23 protein-coding genes and 1 pseudogene are annotated in these 19384 nt (G+C 65.3%); 7 read left to right on the top strand and 17 right to left on the bottom strand.

Translation table 11 applies throughout. From position 1 onward, the window contains the following. Positions 1 to 19 precede the first annotated feature (19 nt). Positions 20 to 1324, top strand: a complete 1305-nt coding sequence (locus NYR58_RS03930) for an NAD(P)/FAD-dependent oxidoreductase (RefSeq protein ID WP_261519177.1) — start codon at positions 20 to 22, stop codon at positions 1322 to 1324. Positions 1325 to 1505: 181 nt separating this feature from the next. On the opposite strand, the gene NYR58_RS03935 is transcribed toward NYR58_RS03930, so the two are convergent. The 3 genes from NYR58_RS03935 to NYR58_RS03945 are packed head-to-tail and all read right to left on the bottom strand — an operon-like array spanning position 1506 to position 3046. Continuing rightward, the gene (locus NYR58_RS03935) at positions 1506 to 1964 is read right to left on the bottom strand and encodes a GNAT family N-acetyltransferase (RefSeq protein ID WP_261519178.1); all 459 of its coding nucleotides are present in this window, start codon (positions 1962 to 1964) and stop codon (positions 1506 to 1508) included. A gap of 11 nt (positions 1965 to 1975) precedes the next feature. Continuing rightward, the gene (locus NYR58_RS03940; RefSeq protein WP_261519179.1) at positions 1976 to 2446 is read right to left on the bottom strand and encodes a hypothetical protein; all 471 of its coding nucleotides are present in this window, start codon (positions 2444 to 2446) and stop codon (positions 1976 to 1978) included. 18 nt (positions 2447 to 2464) lie between these two features. Further along, positions 2465 to 3046, bottom strand: coding sequence for a TetR/AcrR family transcriptional regulator (locus NYR58_RS03945; RefSeq protein WP_261519180.1), 582 nt, complete (start codon positions 3044 to 3046; stop codon positions 2465 to 2467). Between the two features lie 150 nt (positions 3047 to 3196). Between NYR58_RS03945 and NYR58_RS03950 the strand changes: the two genes are divergently transcribed. Next, a complete protein-coding gene (locus NYR58_RS03950) occupies positions 3197 to 4153 on the top strand; it encodes an alpha/beta fold hydrolase (protein WP_261519181.1) in 957 nt (318 codons plus the stop codon). A 135-nt stretch (positions 4154 to 4288) separates the two neighbouring features. Beyond that, positions 4289 to 5059, top strand: coding sequence for an SDR family oxidoreductase (locus tag NYR58_RS03955; protein ID WP_261519182.1), 771 nt, complete (start codon positions 4289 to 4291; stop codon positions 5057 to 5059). Positions 5060 to 5318: 259 nt separating this feature from the next. Here NYR58_RS03955 and ccoS read toward each other — a convergent pair whose 3' ends face one another. The 9 genes from ccoS to NYR58_RS04000 form a co-directional block, all read right to left on the bottom strand. Continuing rightward, positions 5319 to 5492, bottom strand: a complete 174-nt coding sequence (gene ccoS, locus NYR58_RS03960; RefSeq protein WP_261519183.1) for a cbb3-type cytochrome oxidase assembly protein CcoS — start codon at positions 5490 to 5492, stop codon at positions 5319 to 5321. Next, entirely contained in the window at positions 5489 to 7735 is a 2247-nt protein-coding gene (locus tag NYR58_RS03965) for a heavy metal translocating P-type ATPase (protein ID WP_261519184.1), read from the bottom strand. Before NYR58_RS03965 ends, ccoS begins: the two co-directional genes overlap by 4 nt. Further along, positions 7732 to 8520, bottom strand: a complete 789-nt coding sequence (locus NYR58_RS03970) for a DUF2189 domain-containing protein (RefSeq protein WP_378074564.1) — start codon at positions 8518 to 8520, stop codon at positions 7732 to 7734. Before NYR58_RS03970 ends, NYR58_RS03965 begins: the two co-directional genes overlap by 4 nt. A gap of 214 nt (positions 8521 to 8734) precedes the next feature. Next, positions 8735 to 9631, bottom strand: coding sequence for a cytochrome-c oxidase, cbb3-type subunit III (gene ccoP / locus NYR58_RS03975; RefSeq protein ID WP_261519185.1), 897 nt, complete (start codon positions 9629 to 9631; stop codon positions 8735 to 8737). Then, positions 9622 to 9798, bottom strand: coding sequence for a cbb3-type cytochrome c oxidase subunit 3 (locus NYR58_RS03980; RefSeq protein WP_378074562.1), 177 nt, complete (start codon positions 9796 to 9798; stop codon positions 9622 to 9624). Before NYR58_RS03980 ends, ccoP begins: the two co-directional genes overlap by 10 nt. Continuing rightward, on the bottom strand, positions 9795 to 10538 hold the full coding sequence (ccoO, locus tag NYR58_RS03985; protein ID WP_261519186.1) for a cytochrome-c oxidase, cbb3-type subunit II: 744 nt from the start codon (positions 10536 to 10538) through the stop codon (positions 9795 to 9797). Before ccoO ends, NYR58_RS03980 begins: the two co-directional genes overlap by 4 nt. A 4-nt stretch (positions 10539 to 10542) precedes the next feature. Next, positions 10543 to 12177: a cytochrome-c oxidase, cbb3-type subunit I gene (ccoN, locus tag NYR58_RS03990; protein WP_378074561.1), complete on the bottom strand. Its 1635-nt coding sequence runs from the start codon at positions 12175 to 12177 to the stop codon at positions 10543 to 10545. Between the two features lie 4 nt (positions 12178 to 12181). Continuing rightward, positions 12182 to 12664: an RrF2 family transcriptional regulator gene (locus NYR58_RS03995; protein ID WP_261519187.1), complete on the bottom strand. Its 483-nt coding sequence runs from the start codon at positions 12662 to 12664 to the stop codon at positions 12182 to 12184. 45 nt (positions 12665 to 12709) lie between these two features. Further along, the gene (locus NYR58_RS04000; protein ID WP_261519188.1) at positions 12710 to 13165 is read right to left on the bottom strand and encodes a group III truncated hemoglobin; all 456 of its coding nucleotides are present in this window, start codon (positions 13163 to 13165) and stop codon (positions 12710 to 12712) included. A gap of 152 nt (positions 13166 to 13317) precedes the next feature. Between NYR58_RS04000 and NYR58_RS04005 the strand changes: the two genes are divergently transcribed. Then, positions 13318 to 13548 carry a DUF1858 domain-containing protein gene (locus tag NYR58_RS04005; protein ID WP_261519189.1) on the top strand — a complete coding sequence of 77 codons (231 nt, stop codon included), beginning with the start codon at positions 13318 to 13320 and terminating at the stop codon, positions 13546 to 13548. 7 nt (positions 13549 to 13555) lie between these two features. Here the strand turns inward: NYR58_RS04005 and NYR58_RS04010 are convergent, their stop codons facing one another. Beyond that, positions 13556 to 14257 carry a Crp/Fnr family transcriptional regulator gene (locus tag NYR58_RS04010; RefSeq protein WP_261519190.1) on the bottom strand — a complete coding sequence of 234 codons (702 nt, stop codon included), beginning with the start codon at positions 14255 to 14257 and terminating at the stop codon, positions 13556 to 13558. Between the two features lie 114 nt (positions 14258 to 14371). Here NYR58_RS04010 and NYR58_RS04015 point away from each other — a divergent pair, with 114 nt between their 5' ends. Together NYR58_RS04015 and NYR58_RS04020 are read left to right on the top strand one after the other, a co-directional pair. Beyond that, positions 14372 to 14812: a pseudoazurin gene (locus tag NYR58_RS04015; protein WP_261519191.1), complete on the top strand. Its 441-nt coding sequence runs from the start codon at positions 14372 to 14374 to the stop codon at positions 14810 to 14812. Positions 14813 to 14916: 104 nt separating this feature from the next. Next, positions 14917 to 16098: an NnrS family protein gene (locus NYR58_RS04020; protein ID WP_261519192.1), complete on the top strand. Its 1182-nt coding sequence runs from the start codon at positions 14917 to 14919 to the stop codon at positions 16096 to 16098. A 50-nt stretch (positions 16099 to 16148) separates the two neighbouring features. Here NYR58_RS04020 and nirK read toward each other — a convergent pair whose 3' ends face one another. The 4 genes and pseudogenes from nirK to NYR58_RS04040 all read right to left on the bottom strand — a co-directional run. Continuing rightward, complete coding sequence (nirK, locus tag NYR58_RS04025; protein ID WP_261519193.1) at positions 16149 to 17252, bottom strand: copper-containing nitrite reductase; 1104 nt, start codon at positions 17250 to 17252, stop codon at positions 16149 to 16151. 40 nt (positions 17253 to 17292) lie between these two features. Further along, positions 17293 to 17628, bottom strand: a complete 336-nt coding sequence (locus NYR58_RS04030) for an amidohydrolase family protein (RefSeq protein ID WP_261519194.1) — start codon at positions 17626 to 17628, stop codon at positions 17293 to 17295. Between the two features lie 57 nt (positions 17629 to 17685). Beyond that, positions 17686 to 18051, bottom strand: coding sequence for a RidA family protein (locus NYR58_RS04035; RefSeq protein WP_261519195.1), 366 nt, complete (start codon positions 18049 to 18051; stop codon positions 17686 to 17688). 185 nt (positions 18052 to 18236) lie between these two features. Continuing rightward, positions 18237 to 18380, bottom strand: a pseudogene (locus tag NYR58_RS04040) (carbohydrate ABC transporter permease); the annotation flags it as partial. A gap of 236 nt (positions 18381 to 18616) precedes the next feature. Here NYR58_RS04040 and NYR58_RS04045 point away from each other — a divergent pair. After that, positions 18617 to 19375: an SDR family oxidoreductase gene (locus NYR58_RS04045; RefSeq protein ID WP_261519440.1), complete on the top strand. Its 759-nt coding sequence runs from the start codon at positions 18617 to 18619 to the stop codon at positions 19373 to 19375. Positions 19376 to 19384: the final 9 nt, after the last annotated feature.

Consider the following 19384-nt stretch of genomic DNA (forward strand, 5'->3'; position numbering starts at 1 on the left):
TCGGCGGCTGCCTGTTCAGTTGGGGCCGGCAGCCTGGAACGCCATCCTAGGGCCGCAAGGGGCGACCCGACGACTAGGCGCTGATCGAACCGCCGATTTCGTGGTCGTTGGGGCCGGCTTTGCCGGGCTGTCGGCGGCACGCAGGCTGACCCAATTGCAGCCCGGCGCGCGCATCGTGGTGCTTGAGGCCGGACGCTTGGCCGAGGGCGCTGCCGGGCGCAATTCGGGCTTCATGATCGACCTGCCGCACAATCTGAATTCGGACGACTATACCGGATCGGGTGACGACCAGGCGATGATCGGTCTCAACCGGCAGGCCATCGCCTTTGCCCGCACGGCGGTCGAGGAGTATAGGATCGACCGCAACTACTTCGATCCCATAGGCAAGGTGAACGGTGCCGCCAGTCCAGCGGCGCACGCCCGCAACAAGCGCCATGCACAATATCTCGCCTCACTCGGGGAGAAGAGCGAAATGCTCGATCCCCTGCAGATGTATGAATTGACGGGATCGCGCCACTACATCTCCGGCCTCTATACGCCTGGCACCGTGATGCTGCAGCCCGCTGGCTATATCCGGGGTCTCGGTGCTGGACTGGTCGCCCAGGGTGTCGAAATCTATGAAGGCAGCCCTGTGATTGGCTTCGAGCGCCAGGATGACGGGTGGCGCGTCAGAACGCCGGGCGGCAGCGTCGTCACGCCGCGTGTGATCCTGACAGTAAACGGCCATCTGGAGAGTTTTGGCATCGCTCGGGGACGGCTGATGCACCTGTTCCTTTATGCGGTGATGACGCCCGAATTGAATGGCGCAGCGCTGGCCAGACTGGGGGGAAGGCCCCGTTGGGGGATCACGCCATCCGACCCCATGGGCACCACCGTGCGCCGGATCGGCAGCGGCCAGGGGGGCAATCGTATCATCACGCGTACCTGCGCCACGCTGCGACCGAACGCGGTGCCGACCCGGAAAGACTTGAACAGGGCAGCGAAGGTGATGCAGCGCAAGTTCGATCAGCGTTTTCCGCAACTGGCGGGAATGCAGATGGAGTATGCATGGGCGGGCCTTCTATGCCTTACTCTCAATGGTGTCGCGGTGATGCGTGAGATCGAGAAAGGTGTCTACGCCGGCTGTGTCTGCAATGGATTGGGCACCACTCGCGGCACGTTGACGGGAATTGGTGCCGCCGAGCTTGCCTGCGGCGAGGAGAGCGCGATAACGCGACATTTCACTGCTGAGGCGCCGCCCAGGCGCCTTCCGCCGAAACCCTTCCAGAAGATCGGCGCAAATGCAATCCTGCGCTGGAAGGAATGGCGCGCGCGCGACGAGTAACCCGGGCAAGGGACAGCAGCCTTCTGATTTGCTGTCGCAGCGGCTGCGCTGCCGTTGGCACTGGCGCCCTTCGCCGGGGCCGCTCTACGGGAGCGTCGTCGGGAACGAACAGGCTGTTGGCAGGCTGGCCCCGCTGACGGTGTGTGTCCGCAGTGCACGGATCGGTTCGGGTGCCGAGCGGTCATGCCCTGTCGCCATTGGACGGGCCGTCCAGCACCATGTTCCAGACCAAGACCGGCCGACCGGCGAACATGATCTCCCGCTCACTCTCGACGGTGAACCCGTAGCGTTCGTAGAGCCGCCGCGCTCCTTCGTTGACCTTGAAGCAGGCGAGCGTGAGCGGGCGCCCGAACCTCGCCTCCACATGGCGCAGCAGCGCCGTTCCATGACCGCGCCCTTGATGTCGAGGATCGACGAACAGATTGGAGATGTGCCGCCCGTTAAGGTCGACAAACCCGACGATCGTGCCGCCGAGGCAGGCGACCAGACGCAGTTCGACATCCTCCAGCGGCGCATCCGGCTGAAAGAAATGCCGGGCGTGGGGAAGATGGGGTCCATACGAGGACATCGCGGCGCTGGAAGCGATCGCCTGGCAGGGCGGCCGATCTTCCTCCGTGAAGGGACGGAACCGCAGAGTCATCGTTCCGCCGTTCATGCCGACCGATCCGGGCTGGCTATCGGCATGGCGACGAGGATGCGTCGCTCACCGTCTTCTTGATGGTGAATTTCCCGCCCCGGACCGTCGGGCACGAGACCCTCTTCGGCGATGCGGTCCATGATGGCACCATAGACCGAAAGGATGGCCGGGAAATCGCAGGCTTCCCCGCGGGCCTGTGCAACCAGGGCCGTGATTGCCGGCAACTGCCTGATGCCAGCTACCGGCTTGGAGGGCACAGGCAGGCAGACCTCGACAGGGCCATCCCGCGCGTCGTCGACATCCCCATGGTAGAGGACGACCGGCGCAGCATCGGGCGCCATCCCGGCAGCCGCGGCCTCTCGCCCGAGCATGGCGATGCTCTCCTCGATGAATGCGTCAAGCCCGGCGACCGTCACGCGTCCGATCCGGCTCAATACCGTCTGCGCCGGGAAATGCCGCAGTTGCGTTGTCGCGATCGTTTCCATGAAGAGGTCTCCCGGGGTTCATCTCTGTTCTGCTTCAGCCGCAAGCAGACGCGCAAAGGCTGCTTCGGCCTTGCGGCGGGCATCGGGGTCATCGAGGAGGCGCAGAGCGTGGCTGTAGGAAAGGACGATCCCCTGCAGGCAGAACGCCCGCAATGCCGCTTCTTCCCGCTGCCAGCCGATGGCACGGAACTCGTCTTCGACGACGCGCATCCATGCAGCCTGGCCCGATCTCAGCCGGTCGCGGATGGGGCCTGGCTGGTCGTCGAATTCGATACAGGCCGCTGTGATCGGGCAGCCGCCGCTCACATGTTCTCCCTCTACCCAGGCAAGCCACCCCGAGAAGACGCATTCAAGGCGCTTCCGCCCCGCGGGCAGTGCCGCCGCCGGCTCCCAGACGATGCGGCGGAAGCGTGCAAGAAGATCGTCGACGAGTGCGCGCGTCAGCGCCTCCTTGTCCACGAAATGCCGAACGACCCCGCTCTTTGACAGGCCGGCAGCATCGGCCAGGTCTTGCAGGCTCACGGCGGCGAAGCCGCGGATGCTCGTGCGGTCCGCCGCGACATCAAGAATGTGCTTTCGCGTAGCTTCGCCCTTACGCATCTCCCGCTCCTCTTCTTGACATTAGAGAACGATCGTGCACTTTTCAATGGAAAAGAGACCAATCGTTCACTTCTTGCCCGGATGGGCGCGCGTGCGCAGATGCGGGTCGCGTGCCGGGCATCAGGTGGCGCAAAGCGGGAGAGCGGCGTGATGAAAGTCGTCGACACCTCGTCCGGCGCCTTCAGCATTCGCGACGAGGGGCAGGGACCTGCCGTGCTGTTGCTGCATGGCTGGCCGGAGACGGCCCATTCCTGGCGGCATCAGTTCGCGCCGCTCGTTGCGGCGGGCTTCCGTGTCGTCGCGCCCAACCAGCGGGGCTATGACGGCTCTTTCGCACCGGACGCGATCGAGGCCTATTCCATCTTCCATCTGGTCGGCGATGCGATCGCGATCCTTGATGCGCTGAAGATCGAAAAGGCTGTCGCAGTGGGCCACGACTGGGGGGCGCCGGTGGCCTGGACTTCAGCCTTGATGCGCCCGGATCGCATCGCGGCCGTTGTGGGCATGAGCGTGCCATATGCGTCACGCGGGCCGAAGCCGCCGCTTGAGGCCATGCGGGAGGCGGGCGCCGGGAACCATTACATGCTCCATTTCCAGGAGCCGGGCCGGACCGAGGCCGAGCTTGAGCGGAACGTGAGCCGAACGATGAGGAGGATCCTCTACAGCGTCTCGGGCTCGCTTCCGGACGGTGCGACCTGGAGACCTTTCGTGCCGGAGGGCGGCGGCTTTCTCGACACGACCTTCGAGCCCGATGCCCTTCCGCAATGGCTGTCCGACGAGGATCTGGATATCTACATTGCAGCGTTCGAGCGGAGCGGATTTCGCAGGCCACTCAACTGGTACCGCAACATCGATCGCAACTGGGAGCTTTCCGCCGCCCTTGCCGGACTTCGCATCCGGCAGCCGTCGCTCTTCGTCATCGGCGCCCGGGATCCGCTTCTTGCGACCATGGGGCCCGCGGTGGAGGCGCTGCCGAGAATCCTGCCTGATCTTCGCGGGCGGCACGTCATCGAACGTGCAGGCCATTGGGTGCAGCAGGAAGCGCCGGAGGCGGTCAACCGGCTGCTTCTGGAGTTTCTCGGTGGCCTGCCGGGGCATCGCGGTTGACCGACGGCGCTTCGTGGCTGCGCCATATCGGGCCGTCGGCGTTTGCTTGCGGCGGATTGATGCCGGTCAAGTCGTCTGCCGAACGGCCTTGCTAGGCTTCTTTCCGTCAGAAAAACCAAGCAAGGGAGCACGGCAATGGGCATGGTTTCCGGAAAGACTGCCATCGTGACCGGATCGGGTGCGGGCATCGGGCGCGCCGCGGCGCTGAGGTTTGCGGCCGAAGGCGCGAAAGTCGTCGTCTGCGACGTCGATGTCGAAGGCGGCAAAGAAACAGCCGCCGCAATCGAACGGCAGGGCGGCAAGGCGATCTTCATCGAGGCCGACGTCTCCCGCGTGCAGGATGTCGATGCGCTGATTACCAGGACCGTGGAGGCATTCGGCCGGCTCGACTGCGCGTGCAACAACGCCGGCATCGAGGGAAGGATCGCGCCCATCGTCGAACAGCCGATCGACAATTTCGACCGCATCATGGCCGTCAATCTGCGCGGCACCTTCCTTTGCTTGCAGGCCGAGATCAGACAGATGTTGAAGAATGGCGGCGGAGCGATCGTCAATCTCGCATCGGTCGCCGGCCTGATCGGCTTTCCCGGGCTCGCCCCCTATGTGGCCTCCAAGCATGGGGTCAACGGGCTCACCAAGAACGCCGCGCTGGAGTATGGCAAGCAGGGCATCCGCGTGAACGCCGTCTGCCCCGGCGGCGTCGATACCCGCATGCTGGACTCGCTGGCTCGGCAGTCGACCGGCGGCGAGAAGACGACCCGTGAGATGATGGAGCCGCTGCATCCCATCGGCCGCATCGGCACGCCCGAGGAAATCGCCGAGCTGATCGTGTGGCTGTGTTCCGACCACGCATCTTTCGTCACCGGTGCGAACATCCCCATCGACGGTGGCTTTGTCGCGCAATAGAACGCAATGTTTCAGGCGTCTGTTCTTCACGGAACGAGGCAAGCTAACCTCGGTGACTTGCCTCGCACATGCCTGGACGCCGTGGTGTGGTGTGCGATCACGCGGCCTTTACGGCGATCTTCTTCTGGTCTTCTTCGCCTCCGCGGACTTGGGAAGCGTTGCCGTGAGGATACCCTTTGCGAAGCTGCCCGTGGCGGACCGCCTGCAGGAGATGTTCCCCGCCGATGTGTGCGGCGCGGTTCACCGTGCTTCCTCGCGTCTATCCTTCATGTCTTTCGCGGAGGGGGCGGTCGTCTTCGGCATCGAGCAGGATGCGTTCGGCCGCACCGTCGAGGTCCTCGTACTGGCCGCGGCGCAACGACCATAGAAAGGCGAGAAGCGCGGTTATTCCCATCAGAAGCGCGATCGGGATCAGCCAGACCAGATAGCTCATGACATCGCCTCCGCCAGCTTGGGAGTGGAACCGGAGGGCGTACGCCAGTCCGCACCGTCCGCGGGCATTCTCAGGGCATTCGCCACCACGAGGATGGATGACAGCGACATGGCGACCGCCGCCAGGAGCGGCGTTACCTGACCGGCAAGGGCGAGCGGCACGACCAGCACATTGTAGACGATCGCCAGACCGAGATTCTGCCGGATGAGCCGGGCGGCGCGGTGCGCGATGCCGAGAGCTTTCGGCACAGCGCCGAGCGCTCCGTTCAAGAACACCAGATCGGCGGCGTTGCGGCCGACCTCGGCCGCCGTTCCCGGTGCCATCGACACATGCGCTGCGGCCAGGGCCGGGGCGTCGTTCAGCCCGTCGCCGACCATCAGCGCCTTGCGGCCAAGGCGGCGAAGCTCCTCCAGCCTGCGCACCTTGTCGGCCGGCAGGAGGGCCGAGGTGAAGTCGGTGATGCCAACCTGCTGCGCCACGGCGGTAACGGCCTGTTCGCCGTCGCCCGAAAGGATCTCCATGGAAACATTGCGCGACCTCAGGTGATCGACGGCGGCTTTCGCGTCGGCGCGCGGCGCATCGGCAAAGGCGAACATCCCGGCGGGAGCGCCCTGGCGGGACAGCGCGCTCATCGTCTTGCCGCCGGGGGCGGACCCGCCGCCCAAAGCCCAGGAGGGACGCCCGAGGCGATAGCGGATTCCGTACACCTCGCCCTCGATGCCGAGCCCCGCATGCTCGACGACGTTGCGCGCCGCGAGCGGTTGCGGCGCGCCCTTCAGGCTGGCAATGGCGCGCGCGGCCGGGTGGTGCGAACGCGCCGCCAGCGCAACGGCGGCCGCCAGGTCGCGGCCGGTCGCCGTATGGCCGGCAAGGCGCAGTTCGCCCCGTGTCAGCGTGCCGGTCTTGTCGAAGACCACGGTATCGACCTGCGCCAGGCGTTCGAGGGCGCTGCCTTCCTTGAGCGCGATGCCCTGTTCGAACAGGCGGCGGGCCGCCACCACCTGCACCATGGGAACGGCCAGCCCCAGCGCGCAGGGGCAGGTGATGATGAGAACCGACACCGCAACGGTGAGCGAACGGTGCCAGTCGCCCGTAGCCGCCATCCAGCTCGCAAAGGCGGCGAAGGCCAGCGTGTGAATGACCGGCGCATACAGGCCGGCTGCACGGTCTGCGATGCGGCGATAGCGGGAACGGCTGCCCTCTGCGGCCTCCATCATGCGCACCATCTCCGCCAGAAAGGAATCCTCGGCCTTGTGCGTCACCCGGATCGTCAGCGCGCCGCTCAGATTCAGCATCCCGGCACTCACCGCCTCGCCGGGACGCGCGGCCACGGGCTCTGCCTCTCCCGTCACGATCGCGGCATCGAGCTCGGCCGTTCCCTCCTGCACGATGCCGTCGAGCGGGATGCGCTCGCCGGCGGCAACGATGACGGTTTCTCCCGGCGCGATGTCGCGCAGCTCCCTGTAGCTCCGCTCCCCGGAAGGGGAGAGGACCGTCGCGCCGCGCGGCATGATGCGCGCAAGACCGACGATGGCAGTGCGCGCTCTGCGGCGCATCATGTGATCGAGCGTGCGCCCGATCAGCAGGAAGAAGGTGAGGGAGACCACGGCGTCGAAATAGGCGTGCGGCTCGTTGCGCAGCGTGTCGTGAAGGCTCAACCCCAGTGTCGCGAGAATGCCTATGGAGATCGGCACGTCCATGTTGGTCCGTCCGCGCCTGAGCGCCGACCACGCGGATCGGAAGAAGATGCGCCCCGAATAGCCGATGGCGGGCAGCGCCAGAAGGGCCGAGATCATGTGGAAGGCATGGCGCGTCCCGGCGTCCGCGCCCGACCACACGGACACCGACAGCAGCATGATGTTCATGGCGGCAAAACCCGCCACGGCCGTGGCACGCAGCAGCCGGGTGAACTCGGGATCCTCCTCCTTCTCCTGGAAGGAAAACAGCGTCGCTTCATATCCCGCATCGCGCAGCGCCTTGAAGAAGGGCGGCACGGGCCCATCCCTCCGCCACTGGACGGCAACGCGGCGTGTGGAAAGGTTGAGTCTCGCCGCGCTTACGCCCGGCAGGGCCAGAAGCGCCTTCTCGATTGCGGCGATGCAGGCGCCGCAATGGGCCGAGGGCACGGAAAGATGTGTCTGCAGCAGCGTCGGCGAGATGGCGTGGCTGGCAAGACGCACCTCCTCGTCGCCGGGTGCGCCTGCCGGCGGTGCGGCGTCCGCCGGGGGGCAGCAGCCCGTCATCCCACGCGATCCCGCGCCACGGCTTCATAGGCGTGCCAGGTCGCATGGCCCAGAAGCGGGAAGATGACGACAAGGCCGAGGAGGCCCGTTGCGAGGGAGACGAGGAACAGCGCCAGAACAATGGTCCCCCACATCAGCATCACGGGAAGGTTGTTCCACACCAGCGCCATGCTGAGGCCCATCGCCGTCAGGGCATCGGTTCGCTGATCGACCAGCATGGGAATGGAGAAGACACCGATTGCGAAGGAAAAGGCAGCGAAGAGACCGCCGACGACGGTGCCCGTGACGAGCATCGCCCAGCCGGTGGGCGTGGTGAAGAGCATGGGCATGATCTGGTCGAGGCCGGGAAACGGCCGCAGGCCGAAGAACAGCGCATAGATGAGCACCGCCGCGCGCATCCAGAAGACCATCAGAAGCGCCAGGATCAACCCGACGAAGAAGATCTGCCCGCCCGAGCGCACGGGAACGAAGAGAACGTGTCGGAGGCTCAGCGCCTCGCCGCTCGCCAGCCGGCGGCTCTTTTCGTAGGTGCCGATGGCGATCAGCGGCCCGACGATCATGAAGCCGGAAAGGGCGGGAAACAGGATGTGATCCCAACCGGCCGCGAACATGACGGCGATCACCAGTACCGAAAGCGCCAGGACACCCAGCCCGTAGACGAGGCTGAGCGCGGGCCTTCTTGCGAAATCGTGCCAGCCCGCCCTCAGCCATTCAAAGGCCGTGCCGACCGCCAGCCCGCGGTCGCGGACCACCATCATGCCGCCAGTCTGCGATTGGTTGGCCATAGTTCGTCTCTCCCGAAGGTTCAGCAGGCGGACTTCGCCGCGCGGTATTGTCCTTGCCGGGCGTCGTCCGGCAGTTTGAGATGATCGACGCATTCGCTCCTCGAGGCGAGGGCAACATAGAGCAGGTGGGCATTGGCCCCGAGGAAAAGGAGCAGACCGCCGGCCACCCCCGCAATCACCAGGAGCCTGCCCCTGCCTTTTCGCTCCGCCGGGCTCATTGCTGCCTGTTCTCCCGGCCTGCAAGGATCTCGGTCACATAGAGCGTCAGCATCTTGCGCTCGGTCTCGCCCAGCCGGCCCTCCCAATGGGGCATGTGCCCCTGGCGGCCGTTCCAGACGGTGCGGACAAGCGTCTGCCGGTCGCTGCCGACAAGCCATGCATCGTCCATCAGGTCGGGCGCGCCCACCGCCTGGTCGCCGCGCCCTTCCGCTCCGTGGCAGGCGGCGCAATTGTCGGCAAAGAGGCGGCGGCCCTCCTCGATGCCTTCCGCATCCTGCGGCCCCAGATCGGCGATCCCTTCGGCATTGCTGCGGATGTAGGAAACGATGGCGGAAATGGCTGCGGCGTCGAGGATGCCGTCGCGCCCGAAGGCGGGCATCTGTGCAAAGCGGGTCTCTGGGTGGGTGGAGTTGATGCCCACGCGCAGCGTCTCGGCCACGGTCTGCGGGTCTCCGCCCCACAGCCATGTACCATCGGCGAGGCTTGGAAAGCCTGGGCTCCCCGCGGCATCGAGGCCATGGCAGGCGGCGCAATTGTCACCGAACAGCGTCTTGCCCGCTTCCGCCACGATCTGCATCAGTTCGGGGCGCGCGCTGATCTCGTCGAAGTCAAGCTGCGCGATCTCCTGCGTCCAGGTCGCGCGTTGGGCGTTTGCCTCGCGCACCGATTCTTCGACCACCTGCCGCTGGTCGAGCCCCAAGAGCCCCCGCGTGTAGGTGCTGCCGAGCGGCCAGGCGGGCATCAGGATCCAATAGACGACGGAGAAGAGCGTCGTCACGACAAGGAAGAAGATGACCGCCCGCGGCACACGGTTGTCCAGCTCCTTGATGCCGTCCCACTCGTGTCCGGTGGTGTGTATGCCCGTGATCGGGTCGCGTTCTCCTACCGCCATGGCTTGTCATCCTTGTCGAGAAGTATGCTCTTCTTCGCACGGGCGAAGCGCGCCTTGTTTGCAGGCCAGAACGTATAGACGAGCACGCCCGCCGACAGCGCGATGAGATAGAAGAGCCCCCAGCTCTTGGCGAAGGCCACGAGGCTCTGGTGGTCGAGGTCTATCATTCGGCTTCTCCCGCTGCGGCGATGTCCGCATTTTCCTGTGCTGCGTCGGTGAGGCGGCCGAGAACCTGCAGATAGGCCACAAGCGCGTCCATCTCCGTCAGGCGGCCACGCTCGCCGTCGAAGGCGCGGATATTGGTTTCCGCTCCGTAGCGCTCGGCGACGCCATCGGCCATCTCGCTGTCGGGAAAGGCCTGGGCGAAGGCATCCCGCGCCGCGTTCTCCACCATCTCGTCGGTGTAGGGCACGCCGAGACGACGCAGCGCGGTCAGATGTTGCGGAAGATCATCCGTCCGCAGGTCATTGCGGGCCAGCCACGCATAGGCGGGCATCTTGGACTCGGGCACGACGGCACGCGGGTCGATCAAGTGCGCGACGTGCCACTCGTCCGAATATTTGCCGCCGATGCGGGCAAGGTCGGGACCGGTGCGTTTGGAGCCCCACAGCATCGGATGATCGTATTGCGACTCGACCGCCAGCGAGTAGGGGCCGTAGCGCTCCACCTCGTCGCGCAGGGTGCGGATCATCTGGCTATGGCAGGCGTAGCAGCCTTCGCGGATGTAGATGTTGCGGCCGGCAAGCTCGAGCGGCGTGTAGACGCGCATGTCCTCTACCTTCTCCACCGTTTCGTCGATGGTGAAGAGCGGGGCGATCTCCACGATGCCGCCGATGCTGGCGACCCCGACGATGGCCAGCACGAAACCAATGGCCGAGCGTTCCAGTTTCTTGTGTGTTTCCGACATGTTGCTACTCCCCCGGCACGAACGAACGGGCCGCACCAAGCCTGGCGCTGGCCGGCAGTGGCTCGTGGCGGATCGTCATGTAGATGTTGTAGGCGCCCACCGCCGCGCCGACGAAGAAGAAGAGGCCGCCGACGGTGCGTGCGATGTAGTAGGGGTGCATCGCGACCAGCGACTCGATGAAGGAGTAGGTCAGCGTGCCGCTGTCATTGTAGGTGCGCCACATCAGGCCCTGGACGATGCCCGAGTTCCACATCGCGAAGACGTAGATCAGCGTGCCGATCACCGCGCACCAGAAATGCACCTCCACGAGGGTGGCAGAATAGATTCGGTCGCGTTTCCACATGGCGGGCGCCAGTGTGTAGAGCGCGCCGAAGGTGATCATCGCCACCCAGCCGAGCGCGCCGGCATGGACATGGCCCACCGTCCAGTCCGTGTAGTGGGACAGCGAGTTGACGGCCCGGATCGCCAGGAAGGACCCCTCGAAGGTGGACAGGCCGTAGAAGACGGCGGCCACCATCATGAAGCGCAGCGTGGCATCGTCCCGCACCTTGTGCCAGGCGCCGTTGAGCGTGAGCAGCGCGTTGCCCGCCGAAGCCCAGGACGGCACCAGAAGCACCACGGAAAAGGTCATGCCCAGCGTCTGCACCCATTGGGGCAGAGCGGTGTAGTGCAGGTGATGGGAACCCGCCCACATGTAGATGAAGGTGATGCCCCAGAAGCTGATGATCGACAGCCGGTAGGAATAGATCGGCCGCTCCGCGCGCTTGGGCAGATAGTAATACATCATGCCGAGGAAGCCGGCCGTGAGGAAGAAGGCGACGGCATTGTGGCCATACCACCACTGTGTCATTGCATCCTGCACACCGGCGAAGACGGAATAGGCCTTCGCGCTGCCGAGGCTTACCGGCAGGGCAAGGTTGTTGACGATGTGCAGCATGGCCACCACGAGGATGAAGGCCATGTAGTACCAGTTGGCCACATAGATGTGCGGCTCCTTGCGGCGGGCCAGCGTGCGGATGTAGAGCAGGAAATAGGCGACCCACACGATCACCAGCCAGATGTCGGCATACCACTCCGGCTCGGCATATTCCTTCGACTGCGTGATGCCGAGGAAGTAGCCGGAAACGGCCAGCAGGCAGAACAGGTTGTAGCCGAGCAGAACGAACCAGGGACTCACCTGATCCGGCAGGCGGGCGCGCGAGGTGCGCTGCACGACATGCAGCGAGGTGGTGATGAGCGCGTTGCCGCCGAAGCCGAAGATGACGCCCGTGGTATGGGCCGGGCGCAGGCGCCCGAAACTCGCCCAGGCGGCATCGAAGGTAAGCTCCGGCCACGCCAGAAGGGCGGATACCCACACGCCGACGAACATGCCGAAGATGGCCCACACCATGGTCAGCACGATGCCGACCCGGATGGGATCGTCGTAATATTCGGAGAGCCTTTCCTCGCCCGGTTCGGGCCGGTCCATCTGCCGCAGGATGGCAATGGCGACGACGGCGCCGAAAGCCGCGATGAGCAGGCCATGATAGGCCAGCACGTCATGGCGCCCGGCAAGTCCGAGCGCCGCTCCGAGCAATGTCACGATGAGAGCGAGAACGAGGCCGATCTGTCGTTCCGTGGTGGTGAGCTGTGCAATCAATTTGTCATCCCCTGCCTGATTCTGCGTGCTGCAGCGCGTTGCCAGGTGCCGGCGGCTCCGTTTGAAGCAGCAGGCCGAGCTCGGCTTTGTTCTGGATCAAATCTGCCAGAGAATACCCATCGAAAACCGCGAGATATGCGTCGAGCGCCTGGCGCACGACGCCCCTCAGCCGGCATGCCGGCGAGAGAAGGCAGGCCCCTCCATCCTGCCTGAAACATTCGACCAGCGCGAAATCGTCCTCGCTGGCGCGGACGATGCTGCCGATGTTGATGGCGGCGGCGTCTCGGGCAAGCGCGATGCCGCCGGAACGTCCGCGCGTCGTGACGATCACACCCATCCGGCGCAGCTTCAGCGCCACCTTCAGAAGATGATTGCGCGAAAGCCCATACTGCTCGGCCACCTGCTGGACGGTGACCGGCTTGCCATCCTTGAGCGCCAGCATGATGAGCATGCGCAGGGCATAGTCGGTGTGGAGCGTCATGCGCATGGCTGTTTCCTCGGGCGCATGGCCGTTCGCAGACGGAGCTTGCCGCTAGGCATCGGGCTTTCCCCCTTCGGTCCCGGGCCGGGCGGGCAGGCGGAAGAACATCGCAAGCTGCAGGCTGTGGGCGATCCGCTCGGCGCGCTCTATGAAGATGGCAGCAATCCCGGGATTGCAGCGTTGCCTCACCGTCTCGCGGAACAGGCCGAGCCAGATGGCAAAGTCCGTCGGGCGCACCTCCTTCAGCTTCAGATGCGCCGGCACGGGCCGCCCATGGTAGGTGCCGGTCTTCAGGATGACCGAGCACCAGAAGTCCGTCATCTTCTCCAGATGCGGCTCCCAGTCGCCGGCGACGTGGCGGGCGAAGATCGGTCCCAGGCGCTCATCGGCGCGCACGCGGGAATAGAAGTCGCGGACGATCCCGCCGATGAACTCTCTGTCGACGCCTCCGGCTTCGATCGCTTTCTCGGGTTCCGGCCGGGCCGGCACAATGCGAAGATGGTTCATCGATCTTCATATAAGTGGCATAATTGATACCACTTATAATAGCCGCTTGGCGCGCCGCTCTCAACGGATGAGATGTCGCACCTGGCCGCTTGGGGCGGCATTCGCGCCTTCTTCTTTGTGATTGCACAACGATCCGGCCCGGCCAGCCGGCGATGATTGGCAGGAAGGAGGAGACGGTGAGAGAGCGGCGACCAGATCCCGAGATGACGCTGGAGGAAGTCATGACGGCCTGGCCGGCTTGCGTTTCCGTCATCCTTCGTCATCGCATGTTGTGCGTCGGCTGCCCGATCACCCCGTTCCACACCATTGCCGATGCCTGCCGCGCCCACGGGGTGGACGAGGCGGCCTTTCTGGAGGCCCTTCAGGCCGCGATCGCGGCCTGAAGGTCGCTCAGCCGTCTTCGCGGCTTTCCGCCTTCAGCACCAGGCGGTGGGGGTCTCGCACGATCACCCGCTTGCGTCCGCTTCTGACGATTTCCTGCTCTTCCCAGGCGCTCAAGAGGCGGCTGACAGTGTGCAGGGTCGCGCCCGTCATCTCCGCAATGTCCTGGCGCGTGATGGGAAAGTCGATCTCGATGCCTTCGTCCGTCTGGCGGCCGGTCTGGCGCACGAGGCGCAGCAGCGCGTGTGCCACGCGCTGCTCCACCTGTTCGGTGGACATCTCGACCACCCGTGTGTGCGCGTCCTGCAGCCGGTTGCCCACCGTCTTGTAGGTGTTGACGCCGATAAGGGGAAAGCGAGCCGACAGTTCGGGCCACAGCGCGCTCGGCCAGGCCAGAACCACGCAGTCGACAGCGGCAATCGCCGTTGCGGGATAGGTGGTGCGGCCAAGGGCGGCGGCGATGCCGAACACTTCGCCTTCGCTGATGTAGCGCACGATCACCTGCTCGCCCTCCGGCGTGGTGCGCACCACGCGCACATAGCCGTCGAGCAGGACGAAGAACGAATGCGCTTCCGCCTCCTGCTCGAAGATGGCTGCCTCCCGCGCAAACCGCAGGGAACGGGCCGATGAGAGCACCTGCGCGAGCTCTTCCCTTTGCAGACCTTCAAAGGGCGGCAGACCGGCAATCAGCGATGTATCGAGTTTCGGCACGTCCTATCCCGTCGTTTCGACAATCTCCCGCCACTTTGCGCGAGCGCAAGTTTCCGGCCCGCGGGCGGCGCTAGACAGGATGCACCACGCGGAACCGTTAGGAAAGGAATCGTAATGAAAAAGACACTTCTCGCCGCCGCCTGTGTCTTGCTCGTCACGGCCGGGGCTGCAAACGCCGAGGAGCACGTGATCGAGATGCTCAACAAGGGTGAAAAGGGAACCATGGTCTTCGTGCCGGATCGCATCCGCGCCGCACCGGGCGACACGCTGCGCTTCGTGGCTGCCGACAAGGGGCACAATGCCGAGACGATCAAAGGCATGGTTCCCGAAGGGGCCAGCGGCTTCAAGGGAAAGATCAACGAGGAGGTGACGGTGGTGCTGGAGAAGGAGGGCGTCTACGGCATCAAATGCGCGCCGCACTACGGCATGGGCATGGTGGCGCTCGTCATCGTCGGCGAGCCGGTCAACATGGGCGATGCCGCTCGGGTGAAGCATCCCGGCAAGGCGGGCAAGGTCTTCGCCTCCCTGTTCGAGCAGGCCGTCGCATCGAATTGAGGGGGGCCGCGAAAATCTTCGCGGCGATGTGATGGTCGAGGCCGGGCGGGCACGATGCCGTGCCGCCCGGCCATTCGTGTTTCTCATCCTTCGGAGTTCGTTTCATGGCTGTTCCCAGGCTTCGGGCGTTTCACGGCCCTGCCATCCTCTCCTATGGCTTTCGGCCCTTCTTCCTGCTGGGAGCCCTTCACGCGGGCTTTTCCATTCCCGCATGGGTGCTGGTTCATGGCGGTGTGCTGGATTTGCACACGGGCTTCCTGCCGGTGGATTGGCATGTTCACGAAATGCTGTTCGGGTATCTCGCGGCGGTGCTCGCCGGGTTTCTCCTGACCGCGGTGCCCAACTGGACGGGCCGCCTGCCCGTGCAGGGCGGCCCGCTTCTCGCGCTCGTCGTGCTGTGGCTTTCCGGGCGTGTCGCCATTCTCTTTTCCGGCATGCTGGGCTGGGTTCTGACGGCGCTTGTCGATTGCGCGTTCCTCGCCGCCCTCGGGCTTGCGGTGGGCCGGGAGATCGTGGCGGGCAGAAACTGGCGCAACCTGAAGGTTCTGTTGCCGGTGAGCGTTCTCTTCGTGGCGAACCTGGCCTTTCACCTGGAAGTGCAGTTCCATGGCGTCTCCGACATCAGCCGGCGTCTCGGGCTTGCCGCCGCCATCACCCTGATCATGCTGATCGGAGGCCGCATCATTCCCTCCTTCACGCGCAACTGGCTGGTGCGGGAAAACCCCGGCCGCCTGCCCGCGCCCTTCGGGCGGTACGATGGCCTGTCGATTGTCGTGTCCGTTCTGGCGCTGGCGGTGTGGTCAGCCGCACCTGAGCGTGTTCTTTCGGCCGTCCTTCTGGGATCTGCGGCCGTGCTGCAGGCGATCCGCCTTGCGCGCTGGGCCGGAGATCGCGCCGTGCGCGACGGGCTCGTTTTCGTTCTCCACCTTGCCTATGGCTTCGTTCCCCTCGGTCTTGCGCTTGCCGCGGCAAGCGCGGTGGCGCCGGGCGCGGTTCCCGTGGCCGCGGGGACGCACGCGCTGGGCAGCGGAGCGATCGGAGCGATGACGTTGGCGGTCATGGTGCGCGCCACGCTGGGCCATACCGGCCGCGCGCTCGTGGCGGGGCCGGCGGCAATCGTCCTTTTCGGTGCCGTCTTCGCTTCCGCCGTGTTGCGCATTCTGGCGGCGTTCGACGCGCAACCGATGTTGATCGATCTTGCAGGCGCCGCCTGGGCGCTGGCCTTTCTCGGCTTTGCCGCCGTCTTTGCGCGGGCCTTAACGAGGCCTCGCCTTGCAGCGCGGTAAAACGAAGGCGGCCCGGCGTGCTGCCGGGCCGCCTTCCGGCCGGTCCCCACTCAGTTGGTGACGATGGGACGCGGTGCGTCCACCTGCTTCATCAGGTCGTCGTTCCACTCTCCTTCGACCATGATGTGCGCCGCCGCCCCAAGCTCCACCGCCTCGATGAGATTGTGATTGACATAGGCGTAGAGGCCGGGCTGCAGGAAGGTGTACGTCGCGGCGCCGGCCGAGCCGCCGCGGATGAACCACGTCTCCAGATCCCTGGCTGGCGGATTGGCAAACTTGCCTTCTTCCCACACATAGTCGCCATGGCCGCCGATCAGATGGGGCCTGCTGTCGCGGTTTGCCTGCGCGTGGACGATCATGACCGTTTCACCCACTTTCGCGCGTAGCGCGTTGTCGCCCGTCAGCGCGCCCCTGGCGCCGTTGAACACCACATGGGTGGGGGTGAGGCCGCGCATCACCTCAACCGTGTCGGCATAGGCGTCTCCCGCCGAGTCGTAGCGCCTGAATTTGCCCTCGGCATCGCGGGGGACATAGAAGTCGTTCTCGCCGATGTAGAAAATGCGGTCGTAACGGACCGGCTCGCCCTTTTCGTTCTTCAGTCCATCGCGCGGCAGCACCATGATGGCGCCGCTCATGCCCGAAACCACGTGCCACGGGGTCATCGCGCCACCGGGTGCGCAGTGATAGACGAAGACGCCGGTGCGTGTCGCCTTGAAGCGCAGCGTCGTCTGCTCGCCGGGGTTGATGAGCGTCAGCTCGCCGCCGCCCATGCCGCCGGTGGCGGCGTGAAAGTCGATGTTGTGGGCAAGGCTGTTGGTCTCGGGATTGACCAGAGTGAGCTCCACATAGTCGCCCTCGTGCACCACCATCATGGGGCCCGGCACCGAACCGTCGAAGGTCATGGCGTGAAAGGTCGTGCCCTCCTCGTCGATGACGATCTCCTTCTCCTGAATGGTCATCGTGAAGGCGACGACCTTCGGGCCGCCGGTGGCCACCTGCTCGTGGGCGTGCACGAAGGGCGGCGCCACCAGGGCCACCTTCTCGCGGGGCAGGGCATCCGCCTCGTCCGCCCAACCGGGCGTGGCCGCGACAGGCAGTGCGCTCAGCATGGCGGCGGTGGCCGCACCCAACAGTGCTTGGCGTCGCGTAAACATCTCGTTCTCCTTGTGACTGTCGGTTGTCGATGGAGAAACGCTACAAACGCGACAAGGGAAGTTCTTTGCTCTTACGCAAGTTTTCCTGCGTCTTTCTTCCGGCGGCCGGTGCGTGTGGCGCGGTGCGAAGACACGGCCAGACGCTGTTCTTGCAATAGACGGGATCAGGCCTGGCGGCGACCTTGTGCCGCTTCGCCAGCGCCGAAGTGGCAGCGCACGAAATCGGCGTGGGTGGCGTGCCGGCCCAACGGACATGGATATGCAGATCGATGAGCCCCGGAGTGACGAGGCAACCCGACGCATCCACCAGACGGGCGGCACGGTCAGGCGGAATGTCGCCGTCGATGGCGGCAACCCGCCCGTCGGCGAACGCCACGCCGCCTCGCTTCTCGGGTCCCTGCCGTCAGTGGTTTCATGCCCCTTGTGCCCTTTTCTAAAGCGGCTTGTACGCGACGGCCTCGATCTCGACCTTGATGTCGATCATCAGCCGTGACTCGACCGTCGTGCGGGCCGGCGGGTTCTTGGGAAAATGCCTGGCGTAGACGGTGTTGAAGATACCGAAGTCGCGGGCGTCCTCAAGCCACACGGTGGTCTTGACCACATCGTCCATGGTGCAGCCGGCCAGCGCCAGCGCCGCCTTGACGTTGGCGAGCACCTGCTCGGTCTGCTCGGCGATGCCGCCCTTGACCACCTGGCCGTCGCTGTTAACCGGCACCTGGCCCGAAACATAGACGAAATCGCCTGCGCGCACGGCGGGCGACAACGGAACATGGGATGTGCCGAAGCATTGCTTGGGCATTTGCGGTACTCCTTTTCCTGATCGGGTTACTTGACGGCACCAATCGCCAGCCCGCGCACCAGACAGCGCTGCAGCCAGGCAAAGACGATGGCGAAATAGCTTTGCAGCATCAGGACCGTGAAGGTCGCGGCGAAGGCGCCATAGACGAACACCACGGAATTGACATTGTCGAGCAGGCCCAGCCGGCTCGGCCACCATGTGGGCCGTAGAACCTCCTGCGCGGGCTTCAGCGCGGTGATGACCGTCACGGCGAAGGGAAACAGGATGAGCACGACGAGCGGTGACAAGAACAGCCACGCGGCAAGCGTGCGCTTGAGCTTTCTGGTCATCGCCGCTCGCTCCTCATGGCATGGCGATTGCATTCTGACTGGCGATCACCGCGATGGGCCCGCGGTGCCCTGTCCGTAACTTTTTTACAGATTTTTGGAACAGGCAAGCGATTTCGCGGATTCATGTTGCTAGATTACGAAACTTCCGCAAGGTTGCAACGGCGGTGCGACCCTGCGGCGGGTTGCGGGAGGAAGGTTGTGGAGCCGACGAGGATGGAAAGGGAGAGGCGCGCGCGATGATGGGGCTGGAAGGGCGCAGGGTGGTCATCACCGGGGCAGCGGGCGGTATCGGCCGTGCGCTGGTGGCTGCCTTCGCCGGGTGCGGTGCATCCGTCGTCGCCTGCGATGTGGCGGGAGCGGCTCTCGACGACCCGGCAATCGCGGAAGTGCACCGTTTCGACCTGCTCGACGATGCCGCTGTGGCACACGCCGCCGAGGCAATTGCGGCGAACGGCGCGCCCGCCGTCGTCGTCTCCAATGCCGGCTGGACGCGCGCCGAAACGCTGGATCAGGTGACGGGCGAGGCGCTTTCGCACGAACTCGATCTCAATCTGCGCAGCGCCGCCCTGCTTTCGCGGCATCTGCTGCCCGCCCTGCGCAACCGACCGCAGGCAGCGGCCTTCGTGTTCATCGCCTCGATCAATGCGCTGGCGCATTTCGGCAATCCTGCCTATGCCGCCGCCAAGGCCGGACTTCTGGCCTGGATGCGCGCCATCGCCGTCGAGGAGGGGCGCAACAATATCCGCGCCAATGCCATCGCGCCCGGCTCGGTGCGCACGCCCGCCTGGGACCACCGGCTGAAACGCGATCCCGGTGTTGCGGATGCCGTCGCCCGCCTCTATCCCCTCGGCCGCATGGTGGACCCGCACGAGGTGGCACAGGCGGCCGTGTTCCTCGCATCGCCCCTTGCCAGCGGGGTTACCGGCGCCGTGCTGCCGGTCGATGGCGGCGTCACGGCGGGGAACCTGCCCTTTCTGGAACAGATCGCCGGCTGAAGGAGGGGG

Origin of the sequence: Chelativorans intermedius (assembly GCF_025398255.1) — a bacterium.
Lineage (GTDB): Bacteria > Pseudomonadota > Alphaproteobacteria > Rhizobiales > Rhizobiaceae > Chelativorans > Chelativorans intermedius.

Coding starts and splice junctions, on each gene's coding strand:
- NYR58_RS03935 (WP_261519178.1), bottom strand. CDS start 1,964: ATGACTCTGCGGTTCCGTCCCTTCACGGAGGAAGATCGGCCGCCCTGC.
- NYR58_RS03940 (WP_261519179.1), bottom strand. CDS start 2,446: ATGGAAACGATCGCGACAACGCAACTGCGGCATTTCCCGGCGCAGACG.
- NYR58_RS03945 (WP_261519180.1), bottom strand. CDS start 3,046: ATGCGTAAGGGCGAAGCTACGCGAAAGCACATTCTTGATGTCGCGGCG.
- NYR58_RS03950 (WP_261519181.1), top strand. CDS start 3,197: ATGAAAGTCGTCGACACCTCGTCCGGCGCCTTCAGCATTCGCGACGAG.
- NYR58_RS03955 (WP_261519182.1), top strand. CDS start 4,289: ATGGGCATGGTTTCCGGAAAGACTGCCATCGTGACCGGATCGGGTGCG.
- ccoS (WP_261519183.1), bottom strand. CDS start 5,492: ATGAGCTATCTGGTCTGGCTGATCCCGATCGCGCTTCTGATGGGAATA.
- NYR58_RS03965 (WP_261519184.1), bottom strand. CDS start 7,735: ATGACGGGCTGCTGCCCCCCGGCGGACGCCGCACCGCCGGCAGGCGCA.
- NYR58_RS03970 (WP_378074564.1), bottom strand. CDS start 8,520: ATGGCCAACCAATCGCAGACTGGCGGCATGATGGTGGTCCGCGACCGC.
- ccoP (WP_261519185.1), bottom strand. CDS start 9,631: ATGGCGGTAGGAGAACGCGACCCGATCACGGGCATACACACCACCGGA.
- NYR58_RS03980 (WP_378074562.1), bottom strand. CDS start 9,798: ATGATAGACCTCGACCACCAGAGCCTCGTGGCCTTCGCCAAGAGCTGG.
- ccoO (WP_261519186.1), bottom strand. CDS start 10,538: ATGTCGGAAACACACAAGAAACTGGAACGCTCGGCCATTGGTTTCGTG.
- NYR58_RS03995 (WP_261519187.1), bottom strand. CDS start 12,664: ATGCGCATGACGCTCCACACCGACTATGCCCTGCGCATGCTCATCATG.
- NYR58_RS04000 (WP_261519188.1), bottom strand. CDS start 13,165: ATGAACCATCTTCGCATTGTGCCGGCCCGGCCGGAACCCGAGAAAGCG.
- NYR58_RS04005 (WP_261519189.1), top strand. CDS start 13,318: ATGATTGGCAGGAAGGAGGAGACGGTGAGAGAGCGGCGACCAGATCCC.
- NYR58_RS04015 (WP_261519191.1), top strand. CDS start 14,372: ATGAAAAAGACACTTCTCGCCGCCGCCTGTGTCTTGCTCGTCACGGCC.
- NYR58_RS04020 (WP_261519192.1), top strand. CDS start 14,917: ATGGCTGTTCCCAGGCTTCGGGCGTTTCACGGCCCTGCCATCCTCTCC.
- nirK (WP_261519193.1), bottom strand. CDS start 17,252: ATGTTTACGCGACGCCAAGCACTGTTGGGTGCGGCCACCGCCGCCATG.
- NYR58_RS04035 (WP_261519195.1), bottom strand. CDS start 18,051: ATGCCCAAGCAATGCTTCGGCACATCCCATGTTCCGTTGTCGCCCGCC.
- NYR58_RS04045 (WP_261519440.1), top strand. CDS start 18,617: ATGATGGGGCTGGAAGGGCGCAGGGTGGTCATCACCGGGGCAGCGGGC.